The organism is Rathayibacter sp. CAU 1779 (assembly GCF_054551755.1).
The window spans coordinates 2,342,529-2,365,691 of sequence record NZ_JBTOLK010000001.1 but is presented as its reverse complement, the minus strand read 5'-3'; the positions used below and the strand labels follow the sequence as shown (position 1 = coordinate 2,365,691).

Genomic DNA, 23,163 nt, shown 5'->3' with positions numbered 1-23,163 from the left:
CCTCCCCCCCCCCCCCCCCCCCGGCGCCTGGCGCGCCGCCGCAGCATCACCGGCTACCTGTTCCTGCTGCCCGCGCTCACTCTGATCGCCGTTTTCACCCTGGTTCCGTTCGTGGAGGCCATCCTCCTCAGCTTCCAGTCCTGGGACGGTGTCAGCCCGGACACCCCTTGGGTGGGTCTGGCGAATTTCACCGCAGCGTTCCATAACGCCCCGTTCTGGGCCTCGATGAAGAACGTCCTGATCTTCGGGGTGGTCGGCTTCGTCGTCGGCAACGGCATCTCCATGATCATGGCGCTGGCAGTCCACGCAGTCACCAAGGGGCGCTCGTTCTTCCGCACCGTCTATTACCTGCCCAGTGTGCTGTCCGTGGTTGTCGTCGGCATGGTGTTCTCGGCAATGCTCGACCCGCAGTCCGGAATCATCAACCGCATCCTGGGCGCGATCGGTCTCAGCTGGATGGAACACGACTGGCTCAACGACCCGGATGTCGCGCTGCTGGCGGTGATCGGTGTTTTCCTGTGGTTGCACTGGGGGTTCGGGTTCATCCTCTTCCTCGCCGGCCTCCAGGACATCCCGCGCTACCTCTACGAAGCCGCCGAGCTCGACGGTGCCCGCGGGTGGGCGAAGTTCCGTTACATCACCTGGCCGCAGCTGGCGCCCGTGACCACGATCGTCAGCCTTCTGACCCTGCTGGCTGCATTGCAGATCTTCGGCACCGTGCAGGTGCTGACCAACGGTGGCCCCGGCTACGCCACCATGGTGCCCACGCTTCAGATCTTCACCCAGGCCTTCACCTACAACAACTACGGCCTGGCCGCAGCGATGTCCGTGATCTTCGGCGGCGCCCTCATCCTCCTGTCCGTCCTGCAACTCGCCCTGTCCCGACGGCGAGCCACCGCATGAGTTCCCCGACGACGACCATGACAACTACATCCGAGACCACCCACGAAGTCCGGGCCGTTCCGGCGGGCACGACTCCGCAGAGCCGCCGCCGACGCATCAGCCCTGCACGCGCCGGCATCTACGCGCTCCTGACAGTCGCCGCAATCAGCGCCCTCTTTCCCATCGTGTGGATGCTCTCCGGGTCGCTGCAATCCCTGCAGCAACTCCTGACGGGCGACACCCTCATCCCGCTGTCGCCGGCCTGGAACAACTACGTCACCGCATGGGTGAAAGGGAATCTCGCCGTCTACCTCACCAACAGTGTGATCTACACACTCACGGCCGTGCTCGGCATCCTTCTCGTCTCCAGCCTCGCCGGATATGCCCTGGCCAGGATCGCGTTCAAAGGCAAAGCCTTCTTCACCGGCCTGATCCTGGCGGTGATGATCATCCCGGCGCCGGCGATGTTCCTCGCCCAATACAAGGTCCTGATCGCCCTCGACCTGGCCAACACACGACAGGGATACGTCTTCATCCTGATCACTTCAGGGATCCCGATCTCCACCCTCATCATGCGCAGCTTCTTCGCCTCCCAACCGGTCGACTTGGAAGAGGCCGCGGAACTGGACGGTGCCTCAGCGCTGAGGATCTTCTTCAGCGTCATGCTCCCACTAGCCCGGCCCGGGCTGGCGGCCGTAGCCGTGATCCAAGCGTTCGCGGTCTGGAACGAGTACCTGATGGCATTGGTGATCTTCAACGACAACTCGCTGATGCCCGTTCAACGCGGACTGACCAGCTTCGTGTCTGCCGAGACCCCGCAACCGCAGATCCTGCTGGCGGCGACCATGATCTCCATCATCCCCGTCGTCATCTTCTACCTGATCGCTCAGCGGCAGATCGTCGACGGCATCAGCGCCGGCGCCATCAAATAGACCACCACGCCCAACCTCCATCCATCGGCACGATCTGTGCCAGCCGATGAGCAGCCCGACACCGCACGCCGGGAAACAGCAAGACAGGACCATGAACCCAGAACGCATCGACCGAGTGTCTATGGTGAGGCGCCACAACCCCCGGTTCACCGACGCCCACCCCGCCGACACGCTCACGGTTGGCAACGGCAACCTCGCCACCACACTGGACAGCTCGGGCCTGCAGACCTTCCCCGACTTCCACGAACTGCGCCCGGACCCGGCACGAGTCCCACCAGGCGAGTCGGGCGAGGGGCTGCCGCACCAGCCGGTGCGGCACTTCCGGAAAGACGATTACCAGATCCCGTTGCGCACCCAGTCCAGTTGGGGTTGGTACGAGACACCCGACAGGGAACGCTTCCACCCTGCCCAGGCAACCAGCAACTATTCGAACGGGCACCGCATGGTGCCCTATCTGGACCGGATGGGCCTGCACCGACCCGAGGACGACATTCCCGTCGACCTGCAGGCCGCGGCATGGCTGCACTTCAACCCGCGCCGCCTCCACCTGGGCCGGATCGCACTCGGCGGACACGGCACCTACACCCCGCCCCAACACCCGAGCGAACTCCACAACAAGCAGCTGACCCTCGACATGTTCTCCGGGACAGTCACCGCGCAGTACGAATACGACGGGACCCCGGTCCGGGTGACCACGACCGTCCACCCCACCGCCGACATCATCGCCACCCGGGTTGAATCCGACCTCCTGACACGGGGACTGGCCGTGGAGTGGATCTTCGACCAGCAGAAGGATGCCATCGCGTCCTTCGAGACAGCACCGGAGACATCAACCCGTTGGGAAATGAGTCCTCATCACGCCAGCGCACACCGTCGCGTCGGCGCCACGTCATACACCGCCACGATCACCAGTTCCGGCAGCCTCGAGCTGAGCAGGCAGGCACACGCCGTCGCTGCCCGCACCACAGCGCCCGTCCTGGATGTCGTCGTGCAGCTGACCGGACCCGACACGACCCCACCCACTTCAAACCCAATCCCCACCGCCGATGACATCCTCCATGACGCACAGCAATGGTGGGCCCGGTTCTGGAACGACGGAGCAGCGGTCAGCTTCGACGGCAGTCAGGCAGCAGAGGCCACCGAGCTGGAGCGACGCGTCGTGCTGTCGCAATACCTCACCGCAGTCAACTGCGCAGGATCAACGCCGCCGCAGGAGACCGGGCTCACCCTGAACTCCTGGTCGGGAAAGTTCCACCTGGAGATGCATTGGTGGCACGCTGCACACTTCGCCCTCTGGGGACGATCCGAGTTCCTGGAACGCAGCATCTCCTGGTACCACTCCATCCTCCCCGCGGCACGAGAACACGCCCGCAAACAGGGCTACAAGGGAGCACGCTGGCCCAAACAGACCGACCCCTCTGGCGCAGAATCACCCAGCCAGATCGGAGCGTTCATCATCTGGCAGCAACCCCACATCATCTACCTGCTCGAGCTGATCCGATCATCCGGACGCGACACGACGTTCGTTCGCCAGCACCTGCCCCTGGTGGACGCCACCGCGGACTTCATGGCAGACTTCGTGGCCGACGGCCCCGACGGGTTCGAACTTCCTCCACCCCTCGTCCCCGCACAGGAAAGCTACTTCCCCGACCGCGCCAGGACTGCCAATCCCACTTTCGAACTCGCCTACTGGGCGTGGGCACTCAACACCGCCAACCAGTGGCGGCGGCTGGCTGGTCTGGCGGAGAACCGCCGGTGGCGAGATGTCGCAGAGCACATGCGACCACCGACCCGAACGGTCGACGGCACATACGCAGCCGTCTCCGAACCGCCCTACCTCATCCGTGAAGACCACCCCTCGATGCTGATGGCCCACGGCTGGTTGCCCCCCACCCCCGCTATCGATGCCTCGACCATGGCTGACACCCTCACCGAGGTTGAACAGCATTGGGACTTCCAATCCACGTGGGGATGGGACTACCCCGTCATGTCGATGACCGCGTCTCGTCTCGGCTGCATCGACCGCGCCCTGGCCCACCTGTTGCGCGACACTCCCAAGAACCACTACCTGACCAACGGGCACAACCCGCAACGCCCCGGATTCCTCCCCCTCTACCTTCCCTCCAACGGCGGCCTGCTCGCGGCGATCGCGCACCTCGTCCACGCCGTCAACACCGGCGCCGAGCTGCCACCCGGGTGGGCCATGACTGCCGAAGGATTCTGACTGTTCACACCACCCACGCCCCCAAGGGGAACGAGAACCCGTGCGCGACATCTTCACTGACCACCCCTGGTACGGAGGCGACTACAACCCCGAACAGTGACCACAAGAGATCTGCCGGCGATCTGGGCGGAGGTGAGGATGGAGGTCTTCTTCTCCGGCAGGGGAAGGCGCTGGACGTCGCGGACGGGGTTGAAGGGGATGGCGTCGTCGCACGGCGTAGCCGCAGATGAGGCCGAGGACGGCGCGGGCGCGGCGGACTGCGGAGACGGATCTGCCGAGCAGGATGGCCTGGATGATCCGGTCACAGCGGCCGACCGTGAGCGCGTCCAGGGTGATCCCGCCGCACCGGGGCACGAGCAAGCATCGCGCGGTGGTCTCGTAGGACTCGTAGGTGGAGAACGAGAGCGACCCGGCGATCGCGCGAGCGTGGATCTGCTGGAGCCAGGCGGCCGCGGCCTCGGCGATGGTGCTGTCCGGGGTGAGACCGGCCAGCAGCGTGCTGCTGAGGATCTCGGCCTTGCGCTTCAGTGCAAGGCGGGCGGACTCCTCGGTGGCGGCGACGGCGACGATCTGGTGGAGTTCCCCGGCGTCGTCTCTGGTACGTGCCCGGGCGCGGTAGCGGCCGCGGGCGAGACGGGTGATCTGGACGGTGCCGAGCTCGCCGGCGCGGATCGCGGTCCTAGCCATGCTGGTGCTCCCGGACCCAGGCGAGGAGCGCAGCCTGCTCGTAGCGGACGTGGCGGCCAAGTTTCAGCCACGGCGGCCCGCTGCGAGTGAGCCGCCAGTCCTCGACGGTGCGCAGCGGCACGCGCAGGAGGTCGGCGACCTGGCGGCTGGTGAGGAAGACCGGCTCGGCGGCTCTCTGCTCGTTCATGCCGGGCAGGTGCACGAGGCCGTTCCGGCGCAGCCGTGCCTGGCCGGAGACGACCGGCAGCAGCCCGCAGGTCAGGCGGACCGACGCCGGTGTGAGGGGCAATCTGGTGACCAAAGTGGTGACCTGCCCGGAAACAGGCCGATTGGTCAATGTTGCGAATGGGCTGTTTAGCCGCGGATTCTCAACGATCTCGTTGCTGGGGTACCTGGACTCGAACCAAGAACAACTGAACCAGAATCAGCCGTGTTGCCAATTACACCATACCCCACCGGCGTATTGCCGATGCCCGGGGCGAGCCCTGGGTCTGCACCGCGGTAAGCGGCACGAGTGACTACTTTACCGGACCGATCGAGCGGATCCAAAACGGGAGCGTCCGTCCCGGGCGCGCCGTCTCACGCAACGAGCCTGCTGCGTGCGGTGTCGCCTCGTGACGCGCGTCGTGCCGGAAATCGGAGTTCGGGCGCTGCGTCCAGCGTGTCAGGGCTGCAAGACGGCGCGCCGTGCCGCAACTCCGATTTTCGGCAGGTCTCACGGCGTGGACCACCAGGAATCGGGACTCAGCGGCCTGGACTGAGCGGTCTGGACTCGCCCCTCGAGGCTCGGCGCCCAGGCTTAGCGCGCGCGACTCGAGACCGGAACTCAACGCTCACGCCGCGGCGACGTGCTCCCGCAGCCGCCGCAGTCGCGCCAGCGACTCCGCCTTGCCCAGGATCTCCATCGACTCGAACAGCGGCGGCGACACGCGGCGTCCGGAGATCGCGACGCGCAGCGGGCCGAAGGCCACGCGCGGCTTGAGACCGAGCACCTCGATTAGGGCGGCGCGCAGCGTGACCTCGATGGCCTCGTGCTGCCACAGGTGCTCTGCAAGGTGGTCGAGGGCCTCGATCGAGGAGGCGAGCACCTCCTCGGCGTTCTCCGGGAGCGTGCCGAGCGCGTCGTCGTCGTAGTGCAGCGCCGCGGCATCCGTGAAGAGGAAGCCCAGCATGCCGGGCGTCTCGCCGAGGAGCTGCACGCGCTCCTGCACGAGCGGGGCTGCGGCATCCAGGATCGAGCGCTGCTCGTCGGTCAGCGGCTCGGACAGGATGCCCGCCCGCACGAGATACGGCACCGTGCGCTGTGCGAAGTCCGCGGTGTCCAGCAGGCGGATGTGGTCGGCGTTGATCGCCTCCGCCTTCTTCTGGTCGAAGCGCGCCGGATTCGGATTCACGTCGGCAACATCGAACTTCTCGACCATCTCATCGAGCGAGAACACGTCGCGGTCGTGCGAGTATCCCCAGCCGAGCAAGGCGAGGTAGTTGTCGAGGCCCTCGGGGATGAAGCCGCGGTCGCGGTGGTGGAACAGGTTGGACTGCGGATCCCGCTTGGACAGTTTCTTGTTGCCGTCGCCGAGCACGGAGGGCAGGTGTCCGAAGCGGGGCACGAAGTCCGTCATCCCGACGTCGATCAGCGCCCGGTACAGGGCGATCTGGCGCGGAGTGGAGGGCAGGATGTCCTCCCCGCGCAGCACGTGCGTGATCCGCATGAGCGCATCGTCGATCGGGTTGACGAACGTGTAGAGCGGCTGGCCGTTGGGGCGCACGACCACGAAGTCGCTGAAGGATCCGGCGGGGAACGTGATGGGACCGCGCACCAGGTCGTCGAAGTCGAGCGCCTCGTCGGGGACACGAAGCCGCAGTGCTGGCTGACGGCCCTCGGTGCGGTACGCCTCCCGCTGCTCCTGGGTGGTGTCGCGGTCGCCGTTGTCGTATCCGTGCTGCTTGGGACGGCCGGCCGCCTCGTTGCGCGCCTCGATCTCCTCGGGAGTCGAGTAGCTCTCGTAGACGTGTCCGGAATCGATCAGCCGGTCGAGCACGGCCGCATAGATCTCGGAGCGCTGCGACTGCCGGTACGGGCCGTCCGGGCCGCCCTTGACGACGCCCTCGTCCCAGTCGATGTTGAGCCAGGACAGCGCGTCGAGCAGCTGCTCGTAGCTCTCCTCGGAGTCGCGCGCGGCATCCGTGTCTTCGATGCGGAAGATCAGCTTGCCGCCGTTGTGCCGGGCGTACGCCCAGTTGAACAGCGCCGTGCGGATGAGGCCCACGTGCGGTGTGCCGGTGGGCGAGGGGCAGAAGCGCACGCGAACGTCGCTTCCGGTTGCGGTGGTGAACGGATACGCGGCCGGTGCAGAGGTCTCGGACATCGCCCTCGATTCTACGGGGCGGCGGTCGAGTCTTTCGGTGAGGGCTCGGACAACAGCGGCTCAGGCGGCGACGTTCAGGCAGCGATGTTCAGGCGGCGATGCTCAGGCAGCGGATGCCGAGCGACGGCGTCAGGATGCCGGCCGCAGCGACCACGCGGCACCATCGAGCTCGACAACGGCCGCGGCGGTCGCCGCAATGGCGGGAATCTGGTCGCTGCCCTGCGCCGCGACCAGGTTGATCGTGCGCCGGTCACGGTTCGCGGTCGGCAGGATGGCGACATCCGACGGCACGTTCGAGAGTGCGAGTGCCAGCGACGGCAGGATCGCGACGCCCAGCCCCGCCGAGACCATGCCGAGAACGGCGGTGAAGTTGTCCGTCTCGTACGAGATCGACGGCTGGAAACCGGATGTCTCGGCGAGCTGGAGCAGGTGGCCGCGGCACCGCTGGCATCCGGCGATCCAGTTCTCCCCGCTCAGCGACTCCAGGTCGACGCGCCTGCCTTTCGCGGCGGGATGCCCGGCCGGTACCGCGACCATCATCTCGTCCTCCCACAGCGGGATCACCACGAGGCCGCGGGCGCTCTCGCCGTGCGGGTCCACCCGGTCGCCCGGATAGCTGAACGTGATCGCGAGGTCCGCCTGCTGTGCCCGCACCGCCTCGACCGCCTCCGGCGGCTCCGCCTCGAGGTAGGTGATGCCGATTCCCGGATGCGCCGCCGCCAGCTGGCGCAACACCTGCGGCACCAGCGTGGACGACGCCGTCGGGAAGGCGGCGAGCCGCACGCGGCCCGCACGCAGTCCGGACAGCTCGGCGAGCTCGCCGGCGGCCGCATCCAGCGCCGTCGTGATCGTGCGGGCGTGACGTGCCAGCACGCGGCCCGCCTCGGTGAGGCGCACTCCGCGTCCGGATCGCGCCACGAGGGGCATCCCGATCCTGGCCTCCGTGCGGCGCAGATGCTGGCTGACGGCGGGCTGGCTGTATCCGAGGGCAGCGGCCGCGGCCGTGATCGAGCCGTGCTCGACGATGGCGCGCACGATGCGCAGCGTGTGCGCGTCGAGTTCGAGCGACGGGTTCGGATCCTGCTGCAGTGTCACGCCGCAATCATAAGCGCCCGTTATGCGATGCATCGAACACCTGCGATTGTCGAATACCGGTGCCGCGCGCAGGCTGGTGGGGTGAATCTCGCTCCCCCGTCCCCAGCTCCATCGGCATCGGCATCGGCCCGCACCGTCGACGGCACGACATCCGCCGCGGCGAGGTCCGCCAACGCGGGGCTCACGCGACTGCGCGACGAGTTCGCCGGAATCGGCGTCGGCTATCTCGCGGCCTGCACCGGAGGCCTTCCGCCTGCGGCGTCCGTCGCCGCAGCCCGAGCCGATCTGGAGCTCTGGCAGCGCGGTGAGGCGAGCCCCGCGCACTACGACCACGCCGTCACGTCATCGCGCGCCGACTTCGCCCGCATCGCCGGAGTCGACCCGGCCCGCGTCGCGATCGGATCGCAGACCTCGGTCTTTGCCGGCATGGTGGCCTCCTCGGTGCCCGACGGCGCCGAGGTGCTCTGCGTCGACGGCGACTTCAGCTCCGTCGTCTTCCCGTTCCTGCAGCACGAGCGCCGCGGCGTGCGGGTGCGACACGTTCCGCTGTCCGCCCTCGCCGAATCGATCGCCGAGGACACCTGGGTTGTCGTGTACTCGCTCGTGCAGTCCGCGACGGGCGCGATCGCCGACGCACGTGGCATCCGCGCCGCTGCAGACGAGGTCGGAGCCCGCGTGCTGTGCGACGTGACGCAGGCCGCCGGCTGGCTTCCGCTGGAGGCGTGGACCGCGGATGCCATGATCTGCCACACCTACAAGTGGCTGTGCTCGCCGCGCGGCGTCTGCTTCATGGCCGTCTCCCCCGACTTCGCGGAGGACCTCATCCCGGTCAACGCGGGCTGGTACGCAGGCGAGGATCCGTGGGTGTCCTGCTATGGACCGTCCGCGCCGCTGGCGGCATCCGCACGGCGCTTCGACGTGTCGCCGGCGTGGCAGGCGATGCACGTGGGCGCGCCCGCGCTGCGGGTGTTCGCGAGCACCGACATCCGCGCGGTCCACGACCACGACGTCGCGCTTGCGGATGCGCTGGCCGACGGGCTCGGCGTTCCGGCGCGCGGCAGCGCCATCGTCACCTGGGAAGATCACGACGGCGACGCGCTCGCACGGCTCACGGCCGCCGGGATGGTGGCCTCGGGTCGTGCGGGCCGAGCCCGCGTGGCTTTCCACGTATGGAACGACGACGCCGATGTCGAGCGAGCGCTCCGGGCGCTCGGGCGCTGAGTGAGTGACGGGGCTTGAACCCACGACCTCTTCCCGCTCCCGTCACAGGTCGATCAGCGTTGGATCTCGACCAGCAGCACCCACGCGTTGAGCATGGACGTCACGAACACGAGGGCGATGGCGGCAGCGACCACGAAGAGTCCGGATGACGCCCCCGCGGTCACCAGCACGCCACCGAGCAACGCGAGCAGCACGGGAAGCAGCCCCACGGCGACCCGGAACACCCGGGTCGCGACGGCGGCGTGGTACGTCGTGTCGGTGAGCACTCGCTGCGACATGAGCAGCGGCGGGGCCAGCCCGATGACGCTCGCGACCACGATCTCGATGCCGAGTGCCGTGTCAGACTGATGCGGGATGAGGCCCACCACGGCGAGCACGAGGATCAGCACCAGCGCACTCACGGTCGCCGCGGCCCGCGACGGGAGGGTGCGCGACGCCAGGATCTCCTTGATCGTCACACTCATCGCCACGATGATCAGACCCGCCAACGCCGCGGAAGCACCGGCCACCGCAACGAAGAAGTCCCCCCAGCCGTCAGACATGGCGGAAGTCTACGGCCGCACGGCGCCAACGCCCGGTCCGGATCAGCCCTTGGCGCGCACCGGGTTCGACAGGGTGCCGAGACCGCTGATCGACACGTCGACGCGGTCGCCGGCCACGAGCGGTCCGACGCCGGCCGGTGTGCCGGTCATGATGACGTCACCCGGCAGCAGCGTCCAGACGCTGGACGCGTACGCGACGAGCTCTGGGATGCCGTGGATGAGATCCGCCGTACGTCCCGACTGGCGCACCTCCCCGTTCACCCGCGTCTCGATCGTGGCGGAGGCCACGTCGAACTCGGTCTCGATCACGGGGCCCAGCGGTGCGAACGTGTCGAATCCCTTGCCGCGCGCCCACTGCCCGTCCGCGCGCTGCAGGTCGCGCGCCGTCACGTCGTTGCCGACCGTGTAGCCGAACACGTAGTCGAGGGCGTTCTCGACCGAGACGTCCTTCGCGATGCGTCCGATCACGACCACCAATTCGCCCTCGTGCTCCACGCGCTCGGACTGCGGAGGGAGCACGATCGCGTCATCCGGTCCGATCACCGAGGTGTTCGGCTTGAGGAACATCAGGGGTGCCGCCGGCGGCTCGGATCCCATCTCCTCGGCGTGGTCGCGGTAGTTGCGTCCGATGCCGATCACCTTGGAACGCGGGAGAACCGGTGCCAGAAGTGTGGCATCCGTCAGCTTCACCCGCTCGCCTGTCGTGTCGAACCCCGCGTACATCGGATCTCCGGAGAGCACGACCCACTCGCGGTCGTCTTCGTCGAGGATGCCGAACGCGATCGATCCGTCGTGGCTGAAGCGCGCGATCTTCACGACTATGCGGCCGGGGTCTCGGCGTCGAGACGGACCAGCCAGCCGTGTCGGTCCTCGCGGCGCCCGTACTGGATGTCCGTGAGCTCCTCGCGCAGCGACAACGCCAGCTCCGACGACTCTGGCCCCTCGTGCACGATCTCGAAGTCGTCGGCGATGAGGCGTCCGATCGGCACGAGAACGGCAGCGGTCCCGCAGGCGAACGCGCCGACGATCTCGCCGGATGCCGCCCCGGCGCGCCACTCCGTGATCGTCACCGGCCGCTGCTCGATGCCGAGTCCGCGGTCCTCCGCCAGCTGCAGGATCGACTTCAGCGTGATGCCCTCGAGGATCGAGTCCGATTCCGGTGTGACGAGGGATCCGTCGCGGCGCACGAGCACGATGTTCATGCCGCCGAGCTCCTCGAGGTACTCCCCGTCGAGGTAGAGCACCTGCTCGCAGCCCTTCTCGTACGCCTCTGCCTGCGGAAGCAGGCTCGATGCGTAGTTGCCGCCCGTCTTGGCCGCGCCCGTGCCGCCCTTGCCTGCGCGGGCGTAGCTCTGCGTCAGCGCGATGCTCACCGGCTGCACACCGTGTGCGAAGTACGCGCCGGCCGGGCTGGCGATGAGGTAGTAGGCCACCTTCTTGGCCGCGCGGACGCCGAGGAACGCCTCCTTGGCGAACAGGAACGGACGCAGGTACAGGCTCGTCTCGGCCGCTCCCGGAACCCACGCGCCGTCGACGGCGATGAGCTGCCTGATGGACTCCACGAAGTAGTCGGTCGGCAGCTCGGGCAACGCCAGCCGGCGCGCCGACCGCTGCAGCCGCGCCGCGTTCTGGTCCGGACGGAAGGTGTGGATCGAGCCGTCCGCGTGACGGTACGCCTTGAGCCCCTCGAACACCTCCTGCGCGTAGTGCAGCACGGCGGCGGCCGGATCCAGCTGGATCGGGCCGTACGGGCTCACGCGCGGCCGGTGCCAGCCGCCCTTCTCCGACCAGCAGATGTCCACCATGTGGTCGGTGAACTTCTGGCCGAAGCCCGGGTTCGCCAGAATGGCCTCGCGCTCGGCCTCGGCAACCGGATCCGCGTTGCGCGTGATCTGCCAGAGCAGTGCGCGATCCGTGGCGGGCGGGTTGGAGATATCCGTGAGCGGAATGGTCATTGCTACCCCTTTGGCGAAAGGTGGCGGATGCGTGGCATCGCGCCTGTGAAAAAGGTTACGTCTCTGCGCCTGCTACGCGGACACGCGGGCGGCGATCGCGTCGCCGATCTCGCTCGTCGTGCGCGGTCGCCCGTCTCCGCTCGACCTCTCGGCGAGGTCGGAGGTGACGGCCGCGCGCACGCGGTGGGCGGCATCCGTGAAGCCCAGGTGGTCGAGCAGCAGCGCAACGGAGAGGATGGCGGCGGTGGGGTCTGCCTTGCCCTCCCCGGCGATGTCGGGCGCCGAGCCGTGCACCGGCTCGAACATGCTCGGGAACGCGCCGTCCGGGTTGATGTTGCCGGATGCCGCGAGACCGATGCCGCCGCTGATCGCGGCCGCGAGATCGGTCAGGATGTCGCCGAAGAGGTTGTCCGTGACGATGACATCGAATCTAGCAGGGTCGGTGACGAGGAAGATGGTCACGGCATCCACGTGCAGGTAGTCCACTTCGACATCCGGATGCTCGGCCGCCACCTCGTCAACGATCCGCTTCCAGAGACCCCCGGCGTGCACCAGCACGTTCGTCTTGTGCACGAGCGTGAGCTTCTTGCGGCGCTGCTGCGCCTTCTCGAACGCGTAGCGGACGACGCGCTCGACCCCGAACGCCGTGTTCACGGAGACCTCGTTGGCGATCTCGTGCGGCGTGCCGACGCGGATCGCGCCGCCGTTGCCCACGTACGGTCCCTCGGTGCCCTCGCGGACGACGACGAAGTCCACGGATCCCGGATCGGCCAGCGGGCTTGTCACGCCGGGCAGGATCGTCGTCGGACGCAGGTTCACGTACTGGTCGAGCGCGAACCGCAGCTTCAGCAGCAGTCCGCGCTCGATGTTCGCGCCTGCCAGGCGCGGATCGCCCGGCTTGCCGCCTACGGCGCCCAGCAGGATGGCGTCATGCCCGGCGATCGACGCCAGGTCCTCGTCCGTCAGGGTGTCGCCGGTCGCCAGGTACCGGGCGGCACCGAGCTCGAAGTACGTCGTGTCGAAGATCACCTCGGCGGGGTCGGTGGCGGCGTCGAGAACCTTGACGGCTTCCGCGACGACCTCGGGACCGATGCCGTCGCCGGGGATGACGGCGAGCTTGACGACCGATGACATGGCGCTCCTACAACGTGATTCGGGTGGGATACCAAGCCTAGAGGCGATTGAGCGTTGGACGCGCGAGCTCGCGCTCGCGGGGCCAGCCCGATTGAACCCATGAGCCGCGTCAGCGGGCGTAGCCCCCGAATTCGACGACCGGACTCAGTGCGCCCGCTCGCGCCGCAGGCTGACCGCCGCGATGACGGCAGCCAGCACGACGAGGCCCGCTCCGATAGCTGCCGTCACCGTGACGCCGCTGTCGAACGCGGCGCCGGCCGAGGCCATCAGCGCCTGTCCCTGCGCGGCGGGCAGCTGCTCGGCCACGGCCGCCGCGCCGCCGATCGTCTGGCTCGCGGCATCCGCCTGGGAGGCGCTCAGCCCGTCGGGCAGCACGATCGACGTCCGGTAGAACACCGTGATGATCGTGCCGAGGATGGCCGTGCCGAGCACGGCGCCGAGCTCGTAGGCGGTCTCCGAAACGGCCGATGCGGCTCCTGCCTTCTCCGCAGGCGCCGTGGCGATGATCAGCTCGTTGGAGACGGTCTCCGCGGCGCCGATCCCGATCCCGAGCGCGACGAACGCGACCATGAACGCCGGCACCGTCAGGTTGTGGGCCATCACTGCCACGAAGCCGTAGCCGAACACGGAGAACGCGAGGGCGACCGGGATGACGATGCTCGGCCGCACGCGCCGCGCGATCGGCACGACGGCGAGTCCGGCGACGATCATCGTGATGAGCCCGGGGAGGAGGGTGAGGCCCGCCTGCACCGGATCCTGTCCCAGCACGAGCTGCAGGTGCTGCGAGACGAAGAAGAGCCCGCCGACGAGCGCGACCACGCTGAGCAGATTCACCAGCACCGCTCCGCTGAATGCGGGACGCGTGAACAGACGCACATCGAGCATCGGGTTCGGTCGCCGCAGTTGACGACGAACGAACATCCAGCCGCAGAGCGCGCCCAGCAGCACGGCGACGATCCCCGGGATGCCGATCCCCTCCGTCGCCAGCGTCTTGACGCCGTACACGAGCGGGGCCATCGTGCCCAGCGCAAGCACGATGCTCACGACGTCCACCGGACCCGGATGCGGATCCCGCGACTCGGGCACGAGGACCGGCAGCAGGATCAGCATCGGAATGAGCAGTGGCAGGGCGATCAGGAACACCGACCCCCACCACAGATGCGCAAGCAGCAGACCGCCGACGATCGGACCGAGCGCCGATCCGGCGGCGAACCCGGCCGACCAGATCGCGATCGCGAGCCGGCGCTGATCGCGATCCGTGAAGATCGAGCGCAGCAGCGACATCGTGGACGGCATGAGCATGGCGCCGAAGAATCCGAGCAGGGCCCGTGCGGCGATGAGCAAGCCGGCGGTGGGCGCGAAGGCTGCGAGCACCGAGACCAGGGCGAATCCGATCGACCCGATCATGAGGAGCTTGCGGCGGCCGATCCTGTCCGCGAGGGATCCCATCGCCACCAGCAGCCCTGCGAGCACCAGCGGGTACACGTCGATGATCCAGAGCAGGGCGACGCCGCTGGGCTCCAGCGCGGTGGAGATGGCAGGCAGCGCGAAGTTGAGCACGGTGTTGTCGATCGACACCAGCAGAACCGGAAGCATGAGCACGGCGAGCGCCGCCCACTGCCTGGCGCCCGCACGGCGCGCAGGCGTGCGCACCTCGGTGGTCATGGTCGTCATCGCGTCGTCTCCCCTCTGCGTCGCGTCCGGGTTTCTTCTGCACCCAGGTTTCTTTACCGTCCAGCCGGTACACTAAACGAGGAAGCCGAGCATTTCCTGGGCAGTGGAGGTCGTCATGAGCGTGCGTGAGAGAACCCGTGAGCGCATCCTCGACGCGTTCGAGGCCATCCTCACGACCGAGGGTGAACGTGCTGCGACGCTGGATGCCGTCGCCGCGCGCGCCGACGTCTCCAAGGGCGGCCTGCTCTACCACTTCGCGTCGAAGGACGCGCTGGTCGCCGGCCTCGTCGAACGGCTGCATGCGCTTGTGGAGCAGGATGTCGACGACATCCGTTCCGCCTCGACCGGCCCGATCGAATACCTGCTGCGCACCTCGGTCTCCTCGGGCACGCCGCTCGAGCGGAGCGCGATGGCCTGCTTCGCGCTCGCGGGCGGACAAGACCAACGTGTCCGCACCGCGCTGCGGCAGATGCAGGATGCCTGGCTCGGCGTCGTGCGCGAGTCCGTGCCGGATCCGGTGCTCGCCAGGGTCATCGCCCTCGTCTCGGACGGCCTCTACTTCAACTCCGTGCTTCGAGAGGGCGGCGACAGCATCGGTGAAAAGGACCTGGATGCGGTCATCTCGTACGTGACAGGCTTGCTCGCTGATCCCTCTCGGGCGTCGAATCCTCCTCAGTCGCCCGATCCGGCGCGGGGAGCTACTCCCCCGCACTCGCCGCGCGCCACCTCCAGCGCCGGAGCCTCAACGTAGGCTGTGACGAACGACGAAAGGGGAAAGTCGTGAGTCTCGGTGGCGGAATCTTCCTGATCGTCGTGGGCGCCATCCTGGCGTTCGCGATCAACGTCAGTCCCAGTTGGATCGACCTCCACATGGTGGGCTGGATCCTGCTGGTCGCCGGAGTCGTCGTGACGATCCTCGGGATCGTGCTGATGACGCGCAAACGCACGTCCAAGGTCACCCGCAGCACCACGATCGACCCGAGGACCGGACAGAAGATCGACTCGACGCGACGAGACGAACAGGACTGAGTCCGAGCGTCGACGGCCGGCGCCGCGAAATCGTCACCACGAAATGGCGGATGCCCCGCCCGCGCCGCCCCTTCGCCGTCGCGTCAGAGCGTGACGGTTCCCTCGACGATCGTACGCGTGGCCCCGCCGATCCAGATCGCGTCGCCGAGCCTCTCCACGTGGACGCGGCCGCTCCGACCGAGGGCGGTCCCCTGGGAGGCGACGTAGCTGTCGGGAGCGCGTCCGGATCCGATGAGCCACATCGCGAGCCCAGCGTTCAGACTTCCCGTGACCGGATCCTCTGGGATGCCGAAGTCGGGCACGAAGGCGCGCACCTCGAAGTCCGCGTCGTGGTCGTCGGATTGCGGCGCGACGGCTCCGACCTTCAGGCCCTTCATCAGCCCGAAGTCGGGCTGCAGCGCGAGCACCTCTTCCGCCGAGCGAAGAAGCACGACCAGCCAGCCGGGGCCGCTGTCGACCCACTCAGCGGCGAGCACCTCGTCGTCTCGGATGCGCAGGCTTCGTGCGGCGCGCGCCGTCGTCTCCTCGTCGACCGCGCCCGAGCGCACGAGCGGCGGAGCGGCGAACGCGAGCCGATCGCCGTCGGTGCGCAGCTGGACGAGACCGACGCCGCACTCCTGCACCACGGCATCCGGCGAACGCGGCACGCCGCCCGAACGCAGCCAGGCGTGCGCACTGCCGAGCGTCGGATGCCCGGCGAACGGCAGCTCACCACCCGGCGTGAAGATGCGCAGGCGGTAATCCGCGGCCGGATCGGTCGGCGGCAGCAGGAAGGTCGTCTCGGAGAGGTTCGTCCAGCGGGCGAACCTCGCCATCTCGGCATCCGTGAGCCCCTCAGCGTCGACCACCACGGCGACCGGATTCCCGAGAATGGCCTCCGCGCCGAACACGTCGACCTGCGCGAAGCGGCGTTCCTCTGCCATGTCCACCCTCGGTCCTTCGGCGGTGATCGGTCTACGACTCGGTGATGTCGATGGCCTGCATCACGTCGGCGTCGATCGCGGAGCGCACCGACTCGAGGATGCCGTCCGGCACCGGCGAGTCGACCGTCAGCACGCTCAGCGCCTTGCCGCCAGCTGTGGTGCGGGCGATCTGCATGCCGGCGATGTTGATGCCGGCCTCGCCGAACTCGCGGCCGTACACCGCGACGATCCCCGGACGGTCGTCGTACACCATGACGATCAGGTGCTCTGCGAGCGGAACCTCGACGTCGTATCCGTTCACGCCCACGATCTTCTCGATCTGCTTCGGGCCCGTGAGCGTTCCGGCGACCGAGACCTGGGATCCGTCGGCGAGCGCGCCGCGCAGGGTCAGGACGTTGCGGTAGTCCTCGCTGGCGGCATCCGTCAGCAGGCGCACCTCGATGCCGCGCTGCTCGGCCAGCAGCGGCGCGTTCACGTACGAGACGTTCTCGCTGACGATGTTGGTGAAGATGCCCTTCAGCGCAGCGAGCTTGAGCACGCTGACGTCGTAGTCGACGAGCTCGCCGCGGATCTCCACGTCGACGCTCGTGATCGGGCTGTTCCTTGCCAGTCCGCTGAACACCTGACCGAGCTTCTCGAGCAGCGGGATGCCGGGGCGCACGTAGGGATCGATGACACCGCCCGCGACGTTCACGGCATCGGGCACGAGCTCGCCAGACAGGGCGAGACGCACGGACCGCGCGACCGAGACGCCGGCCTTCTCCTGTGCCTCGGCGGTCGAGGCGCCCAGGTGCGGCGTGACGACCACGTTGTCGAGCGTGATGAGCGGCGACTCGAGGGGCGGTTCACTCACGAACACGTCGAGCCCCGCGCCGGCGATGGTGCCCGTCGTGAGGGCGCGGTGAAGCGCGTCCTCGTCGATCAGACCTCCGCGGGCGACGTTGACGATGTAGGCGCTCTTCTTCATGAGCGCGAACTGGTCGTCGCCGATCATGCCGAGCGTCTCCGGCGTCTTCGGCATGTGGATGGTGACGAAGTCCGCCTGCTGCAGCAGCTCGTCGAGCGTGACCAGCTGCACGCCCAGCTGCTGCGCACGAGCGGAGGTGACGTAGGGGTCATAGGCGATGATCTGCGTGCCGAAGGCCTGCAGGCGCGCCGTGATGAGGGCGCCGATGCGGCCGAGGCCGATGATGCCGATGGTCTTCTCGTACAGCTCGGTTCCGGTGTACTTCGAGCGCTTCCACTCCCCTGCGCTCAGCGACGCATTGCCCGCCGGGATGTGGCGGGCGAGCGACAGGATGTGGCCGATCGTGAGCTCGGCCGCCGAGATGATGTTCGAGGTCGGCGCATTGACCACCATGACGCCGGCTTCGGTGGATGCCTTGATGTCGACGTTGTCCAGGCCGACGCCTGCGCGCGCGACGACCTTGAGCTTGGGTGCCGCGGCGATCGCTTCCCCGTCGATCTTCGTCGCGGAGCGGATGAGTACGGCGTCCGCGTCGGACAGCGCCTCCAGCAGTGCCGGACGGTCGGTGCCGTCCACGTTGCGGATCTCGAAGTCGGGTCCCAGGGCCTCGACGGTGGCTGGCGACAGTTCTTCGGCGATCAGGACGACCGGTTTCGACACGGAAGGGACCCTTCGAATAGGAACGAGTGGTGGGGAGGCGTGGGCTGATGCGCCCGCACGCCACGGCCATCGGAGCGAGGTCACCTCAAGGATAGTGGGCGTGCGGGTGCCCTTCGCGCACATGAGCAGGCGGCCCATTCGTCTCCGCGACGATTGGCCTGGTACCGCTCGCGGCCTCGCCGCTTGTCTTGGTGAGGTGCGAACGAGTGCACCCTGACCGATCGAGGAGACGACAGAGACATGCGCATCCTGCTCGCCGGCGGTGCCGGCGCCATCGGCCGACAGCTGACGCCCGCCCAGGTCACTGCCGGGCACGAGGTGTGGGCGACCAGCCGCTCGGCGGAGAAGGCGACAGTCATCGCCGAGGCCGGCGGGCATCCGCTCGTCATGGACGCGTACGACGACGCCTCCGTGGAGGCGGCCTTCCTCGCTGCCCGACCAGATGCCGTCATCCATGAGCTCACGGATCTCTCGCGGTACGACCTTGCGGCGAACGCACGCGTGCGCGTCGAGGGAACGCGCGCGCTGGTGGATGCCGCGCGCCGGCACGGCGTCGACCGCATGGTCGCGCAGAGCATCAGCTGGATCGTGCCGGACGGCGAGACGCTCGCCACCGAGTCGGACCCGTACCGCCCGGGCGTGACGCCCGGCGTTCCGGAACTCGAGGCCGCCGTGCTCGAGCTGACGAACGGCGTCGTGCTGCGCTACGGGCAGTTCTACGGTCCCGGCACCTGGCGCGCCCGCGGCGCGATGGATGCCGTGGCAGCTCGCGAAGGAACGCTGCGGCCGATGGCGCAGGTAGTGGACTTCGTGCACGTGGCGGATGCAGCATCCGCGACCGTTCTCGCGCTCCACTGGCCGCGCGGCGTGGTCAACATCGTCGACGACGAGCCGGCGCGCGCAGAGGACTGGATGCCGGTGTTCGCCGCCGCCGTCGGCGCACCTGCACCCGTCATCCCGAGGGATCTCCCACCGGGACGCCCCGTCTCCAACACGCTCGCGCGCAGCCGAGGGTGGAAACCGAGGTTCGCGAGCTGGCGCACGGGATTCACCTCGCAGGAAGGCGGTGTGGCATGAGCACCTGGACCGTGCGCGGCGTCGAACCACGGGATCAGCAGCGCTGGCGGGAGCTGTTCGCCGGATACCGCGACTTCTACGAACTCGCCCCGGACGATGCGGTGCTGTCCACCGTGTGGGGTTGGCTGACGGATGCCGACCACGAGGTGCGCGGACTCGTGGCGGTCGACGACACCGATCGTCCCGTCGGTCTCGCACACGTTCGCACCTTCGTCCGACCGAGCACCGCCTCGACGGGGCTCTTCCTCGACGACCTGTTCGCGGATCCTGCGGTGCGCGGCAGAGGCGTCGGACGCGCACTCCTCGATGCCGTCGGCAGGCTCGCCGATGCGCAGGGATCGACGAAGGTGCGCTGGATCACCGCCGAGACGAACACGCGGGCTCGCGCGCTCTACGACAGCGTGGCATCCGTCGAGTGGGTCGTGTACGACATGACCCCGACGGACGGCTGACGAAGGCCAGGAGGTCTCGCGCCGCCCGTCAGGGTCATGGGACGGATCAGAAGACGGGCACGCCGTCGCGCACCAGTCTCCAGTTCTCCACGTGGAACGTTGCCGGATCGATGGTGCCCTGCTCGGTGGCGTATGACACGATCGCCTCGCGGATCGCCACCTGCGCGTTGTACACGACGGGGGCGTCGGCGATGTGCGGGAATCCGCCGCCGCCCGACTGCCGGTAGTTGTTCACGGCGACGACGAACTGCTGATCGTCTGTCACTGCGCTTCCGTTGAACGTGAGCGAGGTGATGCGGGATCCCTCCGGTTGTGCGATGTCCACGTCGTAGTCGACACCGGAGAACTGGTCGTAGTTGTAGTCCGGCAGGTCGTGGTTGTTGGTCCACGACGCCGGATCCACGGCAGCATCCGCCGCCACCTGGTCGTAGTAGTGCGCGGAGTACTCGAGGTAGTCCTTGACCTGTGCGCCGGTGAGCACCGAGGCGAGCAGCGTGTTGTCGTAGATGTAGAGACCTGCGACATCCTTGATCGTCACGGATCCGGCCGGGAACGTGGCCGCCCGGTTGAACGGAGCGGCGATCGACACGACAGGCAGGTTCGCGTACGAGGTGCCGGCGATCGCCTCGGTGACCTTGGCGGTCTGCACGACGTTGATGTAGTCGAGGATCGCCGTGTCCTTCCAGCACGCCTCGGCTGCCGACATCTCCTCCGTGGAGGTCGCGACCGCCGTGTTGACGTACTTCACCACGGCGTCGTGCTGCGGCCCCACGAGCGCGACCATCGCGGGGTCGTCTTCGACGGTGTTGGTGTTGATCGTCGTCGCGGATCCGGACGACACACTCCACCGGCCCCGCTCGAACTCGACCGTCAGATCGAAGACGCTGAGTCGCTCGCCCCAGCACTTCGGCTCGCTCATCACCACCTGTTTGCCGGTCGTGCTGTTGGTCACGAATCGCTGCGGCACGTCGATGTGCGCGTGGCCGAACAGGATGGCGTCGATGCCGGGCACCTGTTCGGCGAGCAGGGCCGCGGCGTTCTCAACGGGGAGATCCCCCGAGTAGGACGACAGGCCGCTGTCGCCGGCGTGCACGCTGACGACGACGACGTCCGCGCCGTCGCGACGGATCCGGGGAACCCAGCTCTTCGCCGTCTCGATCACATCGAGCACGTCCAGCTTGCCGCTCACGTTCGCCTTGTCCCAGATGACGACGCCCGGGTTGGTCAGGCCGAGCACGCCGACGCGTAGCGGCGGCTTTCCCTTGAACTTCATCGTCTTGATCACGTACGGCTTGTACTTCGGGATCTTCGTCCCCGGGTGCACGGCGTTGGCCGCGAGCACCGGCGCGTGCATCTGCGATACCCAGTGGTCGAGGAAGTCGAGACCGTAGTTGAACTCGTGATTGCCCAGCACGACCGCGTCGTAGTCGAGCGCGTTCATCTGGATCGCCATCGGGTGGATGGCGCCGGTCTTGGTGGTCGGCTCGACCGTGGCGTAGTAGAACCCGAGGGGGGTTCCCTGGATGATGTCCCCCGCGTCGAACAGCAGCGTGTTGTCCCGACCGCGGCTCTTGCGGATCTGTTTCACCACGCTGGACACGCGCGCAAGCCCGACGACGTCGCCCTGGGCATCGCTGAATGCTGCGTCCTGGTAGTAGTCCCAGTTGATCGCGTTGGAGTGGATGTCCGACGTGCCCATGATCGTGATGGTCACGGACTTGTCGTGCTTGCCCGGCTGCGTTGCCTGGGCGATGCCCGGCCATCCTGCCGCCGTGAGCACGGCCGTCGCGGATGCGCCGGTGATCAGGCCGCGTCGGGAGATGCCGTGCTTCTGCGGCGGCTCATCGGGCACGGCGCAGGAGCACCAGCGCGGTGACGGTTCGTTGTAGTGGGTGTGGTCGTTGGGTCCTGAGGATTCGCTCATGAGACCTCATGCGACCACAGCGACGCCCCCCGAACAAGGGACAATCGGGTGAATTCCCCGTGTCTGCACTTCTGCGCGACGACCCCCGAAGGGCACGCGATCCGTCGCCGATCCGTGACGCACGAGAACACCGCCGGTCGGACGGCGTCGCACTGCGACGCACGGTCCGACCGGCGGTGTCTTGAGGGTCTCGCCAGTGGCTAGCGAGCTACTTCGCCATCCACACGGCGCCGGCCAGGGGACGGCGCCCAATAAGCACAGTCGCCCGCGACTACGTGGATGGCGAAGTACGAGCTAGCGAGCTACTTCGCCGTCCACGTAGTCGTCGTCATCCGACGAGTTCCACGCGAAGAGCTTGCGCAGTTCGCGACCGGTCGACTCGATCGGGTGCTCTTCGCCCGCCTTGCGGTCGGCGAGGAACTCCGGAGCGCCGGCATCCTGGTCGGCGATGAAGCGCTCCGCGAAGGCGCCGGACTGGATGTCCGCGAGGATGCCCCGCATGCGCTCCTTCGTGCCCTCGTCGATGACGCGCGGGCCGGAGACGTAGTCGCCGTACTCGGCCGTGTCGGAGACGCTCCAGCGCATCTTGGAGATGCCGCCCTCCCAGATGAGGTCCACGATGAGCTTCATCTCGTGGAGCACCTCGAAGTACGCGATCTCCGGCTGGTAGCCGGCGTTGGTCAGCGTCTCGAAACCGGCCTGGATGAGGTGCGAAACGCCACCGCACAGCACGGCCTGCTCACCGAAGAGGTCGGTCTCGGTCTCTTCGGTGAACGTGGTCTTGATGCCGCCGGCACGCAGGCCGCCGATGCCCTTCGCGTAGCTCAGGGCGAGCTGCCATGCGGTGCCCGTCGCGTCGTTCTCGACGGCGACGATCACCGGAACGCCACGGCCGGCGACGTACTCGCGGCGCACGGTGTGGCCGGGACCCTTCGGGGCGACCATGACGACGTCGACGCCCTCCGGCGCCTTGATGTAGCCGAAGCGGATGTTGAAGCCGTGTCCGAAGACGAGCGCCTTGCCGTCCGAGATGTTCGGCGCGATGTCGTTCGCGTAGAGGTGACGCTGAACCTGGTCGGGCGCGAGGATGACGATGACGTCGGCCCACGATGTGCCCTCGGCGGGCGAGACGACCTGGAAGCCGGCCTCCTGTGCGCGCTGCGTGGACTTCGAGCCCTCCTGCAGACCGATGCGCACCTCGACGCCCGAGTCGCGCAGGTTCTGCGCGTGGGCGTGACCCTGCGAGCCGTAGCCGACGACGAGGACCTTCTTGCCCTGGATGATCGTCAGATCAGCATCGTTGTCGTAGTAGATCTCAGCCATAGCTGTGTTTCTCTCCTTGTGAATCGTCCCCTGAGCTTGTCGAAGGGTCCGTTGGTGGTGTGCTCCCGGCCTTTCGACAGGCTCATGGCGCGGTGA

21 protein-coding genes and 1 tRNA gene are annotated in these 23,163 nt (G+C 67.9%); 8 read left to right on the top strand and 14 right to left on the bottom strand.

What is annotated here, in order from left to right:
• The 3 genes from ACX9R5_RS10830 to ACX9R5_RS10820 form a co-directional block, all read left to right on the top strand.
• The coding region (locus ACX9R5_RS10830) for a carbohydrate ABC transporter permease (RefSeq protein WP_459408976.1) at positions 1-903 on the top strand (903 nt) is incomplete at its 5' end.
• Between the two features lie 17 nt (positions 904-920).
• The gene (locus ACX9R5_RS10825; RefSeq protein ID WP_459408975.1) at positions 921-1,814 is read left to right on the top strand and encodes a carbohydrate ABC transporter permease; all 894 of its coding nucleotides are present in this window, start codon (positions 921-923) and stop codon (positions 1,812-1,814) included.
• A 91-nt stretch (positions 1,815-1,905) separates the two neighbouring features.
• Positions 1,906-4,038, top strand: coding sequence for a hypothetical protein (locus ACX9R5_RS10820; protein WP_459408974.1), 2,133 nt, complete (start codon positions 1,906-1,908; stop codon positions 4,036-4,038).
• 81 nt (positions 4,039-4,119) lie between these two features.
• On the opposite strand, the gene ACX9R5_RS10815 is transcribed toward ACX9R5_RS10820, so the two are convergent.
• The 5 genes from ACX9R5_RS10815 to ACX9R5_RS10795 form a co-directional block, all read right to left on the bottom strand.
• A complete protein-coding gene (locus tag ACX9R5_RS10815; RefSeq protein ID WP_459408973.1) occupies positions 4,120-4,725 on the bottom strand; it encodes a hypothetical protein in 606 nt (201 codons plus the stop codon).
• Positions 4,718-5,014 carry a helix-turn-helix domain-containing protein gene (locus tag ACX9R5_RS10810; protein ID WP_459408972.1) on the bottom strand — a complete coding sequence of 99 codons (297 nt, stop codon included), beginning with the start codon at positions 5,012-5,014 and terminating at the stop codon, positions 4,718-4,720. The genes ACX9R5_RS10815 and ACX9R5_RS10810 overlap by 8 nt, the downstream gene beginning before the upstream one ends.
• A gap of 94 nt (positions 5,015-5,108) precedes the next feature.
• Positions 5,109-5,180, bottom strand: a tRNA-Gln gene (locus ACX9R5_RS10805).
• A 378-nt stretch (positions 5,181-5,558) separates the two neighbouring features.
• Complete coding sequence (gene gltX / locus ACX9R5_RS10800; RefSeq protein WP_459408971.1) at positions 5,559-7,091, bottom strand: glutamate--tRNA ligase; 1,533 nt, start codon at positions 7,089-7,091, stop codon at positions 5,559-5,561.
• Positions 7,092-7,220: 129 nt separating this feature from the next.
• The gene (locus ACX9R5_RS10795; protein ID WP_459409077.1) at positions 7,221-8,180 is read right to left on the bottom strand and encodes a LysR family transcriptional regulator; all 960 of its coding nucleotides are present in this window, start codon (positions 8,178-8,180) and stop codon (positions 7,221-7,223) included.
• Positions 8,181-8,375: 195 nt separating this feature from the next.
• On the opposite strand from ACX9R5_RS10795, the gene ACX9R5_RS10790 reads away from it, so the two are divergent.
• The gene (locus tag ACX9R5_RS10790; protein WP_459409076.1) at positions 8,376-9,407 is read left to right on the top strand and encodes an aminotransferase class V-fold PLP-dependent enzyme; all 1,032 of its coding nucleotides are present in this window, start codon (positions 8,376-8,378) and stop codon (positions 9,405-9,407) included.
• A gap of 53 nt (positions 9,408-9,460) precedes the next feature.
• Here the strand turns inward: ACX9R5_RS10790 and ACX9R5_RS10785 are convergent, their stop codons facing one another.
• From ACX9R5_RS10785 to ACX9R5_RS10765, 5 genes are all read right to left on the bottom strand, one after another.
• Positions 9,461-9,949: a hypothetical protein gene (locus ACX9R5_RS10785; protein WP_459408970.1), complete on the bottom strand. Its 489-nt coding sequence runs from the start codon at positions 9,947-9,949 to the stop codon at positions 9,461-9,463.
• 42 nt (positions 9,950-9,991) lie between these two features.
• Positions 9,992-10,765: a fumarylacetoacetate hydrolase family protein gene (locus ACX9R5_RS10780; protein WP_459408969.1), complete on the bottom strand. Its 774-nt coding sequence runs from the start codon at positions 10,763-10,765 to the stop codon at positions 9,992-9,994.
• A gap of 2 nt (positions 10,766-10,767) precedes the next feature.
• Positions 10,768-11,904 carry a branched-chain amino acid aminotransferase gene (locus ACX9R5_RS10775; protein WP_459408968.1) on the bottom strand — a complete coding sequence of 379 codons (1,137 nt, stop codon included), beginning with the start codon at positions 11,902-11,904 and terminating at the stop codon, positions 10,768-10,770.
• A 72-nt stretch (positions 11,905-11,976) separates the two neighbouring features.
• On the bottom strand, positions 11,977-13,038 hold the full coding sequence (locus ACX9R5_RS10770; protein ID WP_459408967.1) for a 3-isopropylmalate dehydrogenase: 1,062 nt from the start codon (positions 13,036-13,038) through the stop codon (positions 11,977-11,979).
• Between the two features lie 144 nt (positions 13,039-13,182).
• Positions 13,183-14,712, bottom strand: coding sequence for an MFS transporter (locus tag ACX9R5_RS10765; RefSeq protein WP_459408966.1), 1,530 nt, complete (start codon positions 14,710-14,712; stop codon positions 13,183-13,185).
• Positions 14,713-14,827: 115 nt separating this feature from the next.
• On the opposite strand from ACX9R5_RS10765, the gene ACX9R5_RS10760 reads away from it, so the two are divergent.
• Complete coding sequence (locus tag ACX9R5_RS10760) at positions 14,828-15,463, top strand: TetR/AcrR family transcriptional regulator (RefSeq protein ID WP_459408965.1); 636 nt, start codon at positions 14,828-14,830, stop codon at positions 15,461-15,463.
• A 29-nt stretch (positions 15,464-15,492) separates the two neighbouring features.
• The gene (locus ACX9R5_RS10755; protein ID WP_459408964.1) at positions 15,493-15,741 is read left to right on the top strand and encodes a DUF6458 family protein; all 249 of its coding nucleotides are present in this window, start codon (positions 15,493-15,495) and stop codon (positions 15,739-15,741) included.
• Between the two features lie 83 nt (positions 15,742-15,824).
• Here ACX9R5_RS10755 and ACX9R5_RS10750 read toward each other — a convergent pair whose 3' ends face one another.
• Positions 15,825-16,664 (bottom strand): PhzF family phenazine biosynthesis protein, encoded by an 840-nt coding sequence (locus ACX9R5_RS10750; RefSeq protein ID WP_459408963.1) that lies wholly within the window; start codon positions 16,662-16,664, stop codon positions 15,825-15,827.
• Positions 16,665-16,695: 31 nt separating this feature from the next.
• Complete coding sequence (gene serA / locus ACX9R5_RS10745) at positions 16,696-18,291, bottom strand: phosphoglycerate dehydrogenase (RefSeq protein ID WP_459408962.1); 1,596 nt, start codon at positions 18,289-18,291, stop codon at positions 16,696-16,698.
• A 240-nt stretch (positions 18,292-18,531) separates the two neighbouring features.
• Between serA and ACX9R5_RS10740 the strand changes: the two genes are divergently transcribed.
• Together ACX9R5_RS10740 and ACX9R5_RS10735 are read left to right on the top strand one after the other, a co-directional pair.
• Positions 18,532-19,368, top strand: coding sequence for an NAD-dependent epimerase/dehydratase family protein (locus tag ACX9R5_RS10740; RefSeq protein WP_459408961.1), 837 nt, complete (start codon positions 18,532-18,534; stop codon positions 19,366-19,368).
• On the top strand, positions 19,365-19,820 hold the full coding sequence (locus ACX9R5_RS10735) for a GNAT family N-acetyltransferase (RefSeq protein WP_459408960.1): 456 nt from the start codon (positions 19,365-19,367) through the stop codon (positions 19,818-19,820). The genes ACX9R5_RS10740 and ACX9R5_RS10735 overlap by 4 nt, the downstream gene beginning before the upstream one ends.
• A gap of 46 nt (positions 19,821-19,866) precedes the next feature.
• On the opposite strand, the gene ACX9R5_RS10730 is transcribed toward ACX9R5_RS10735, so the two are convergent.
• Positions 19,867-21,744: a 5'-nucleotidase C-terminal domain-containing protein gene (locus ACX9R5_RS10730; protein ID WP_459408959.1), complete on the bottom strand. Its 1,878-nt coding sequence runs from the start codon at positions 21,742-21,744 to the stop codon at positions 19,867-19,869.
• 294 nt (positions 21,745-22,038) lie between these two features.
• Positions 22,039-23,067 carry a ketol-acid reductoisomerase gene (ilvC, locus tag ACX9R5_RS10725; RefSeq protein WP_459408958.1) on the bottom strand — a complete coding sequence of 343 codons (1,029 nt, stop codon included), beginning with the start codon at positions 23,065-23,067 and terminating at the stop codon, positions 22,039-22,041.
• Between the last annotated feature and the right edge of the window lie 96 nt (positions 23,068-23,163).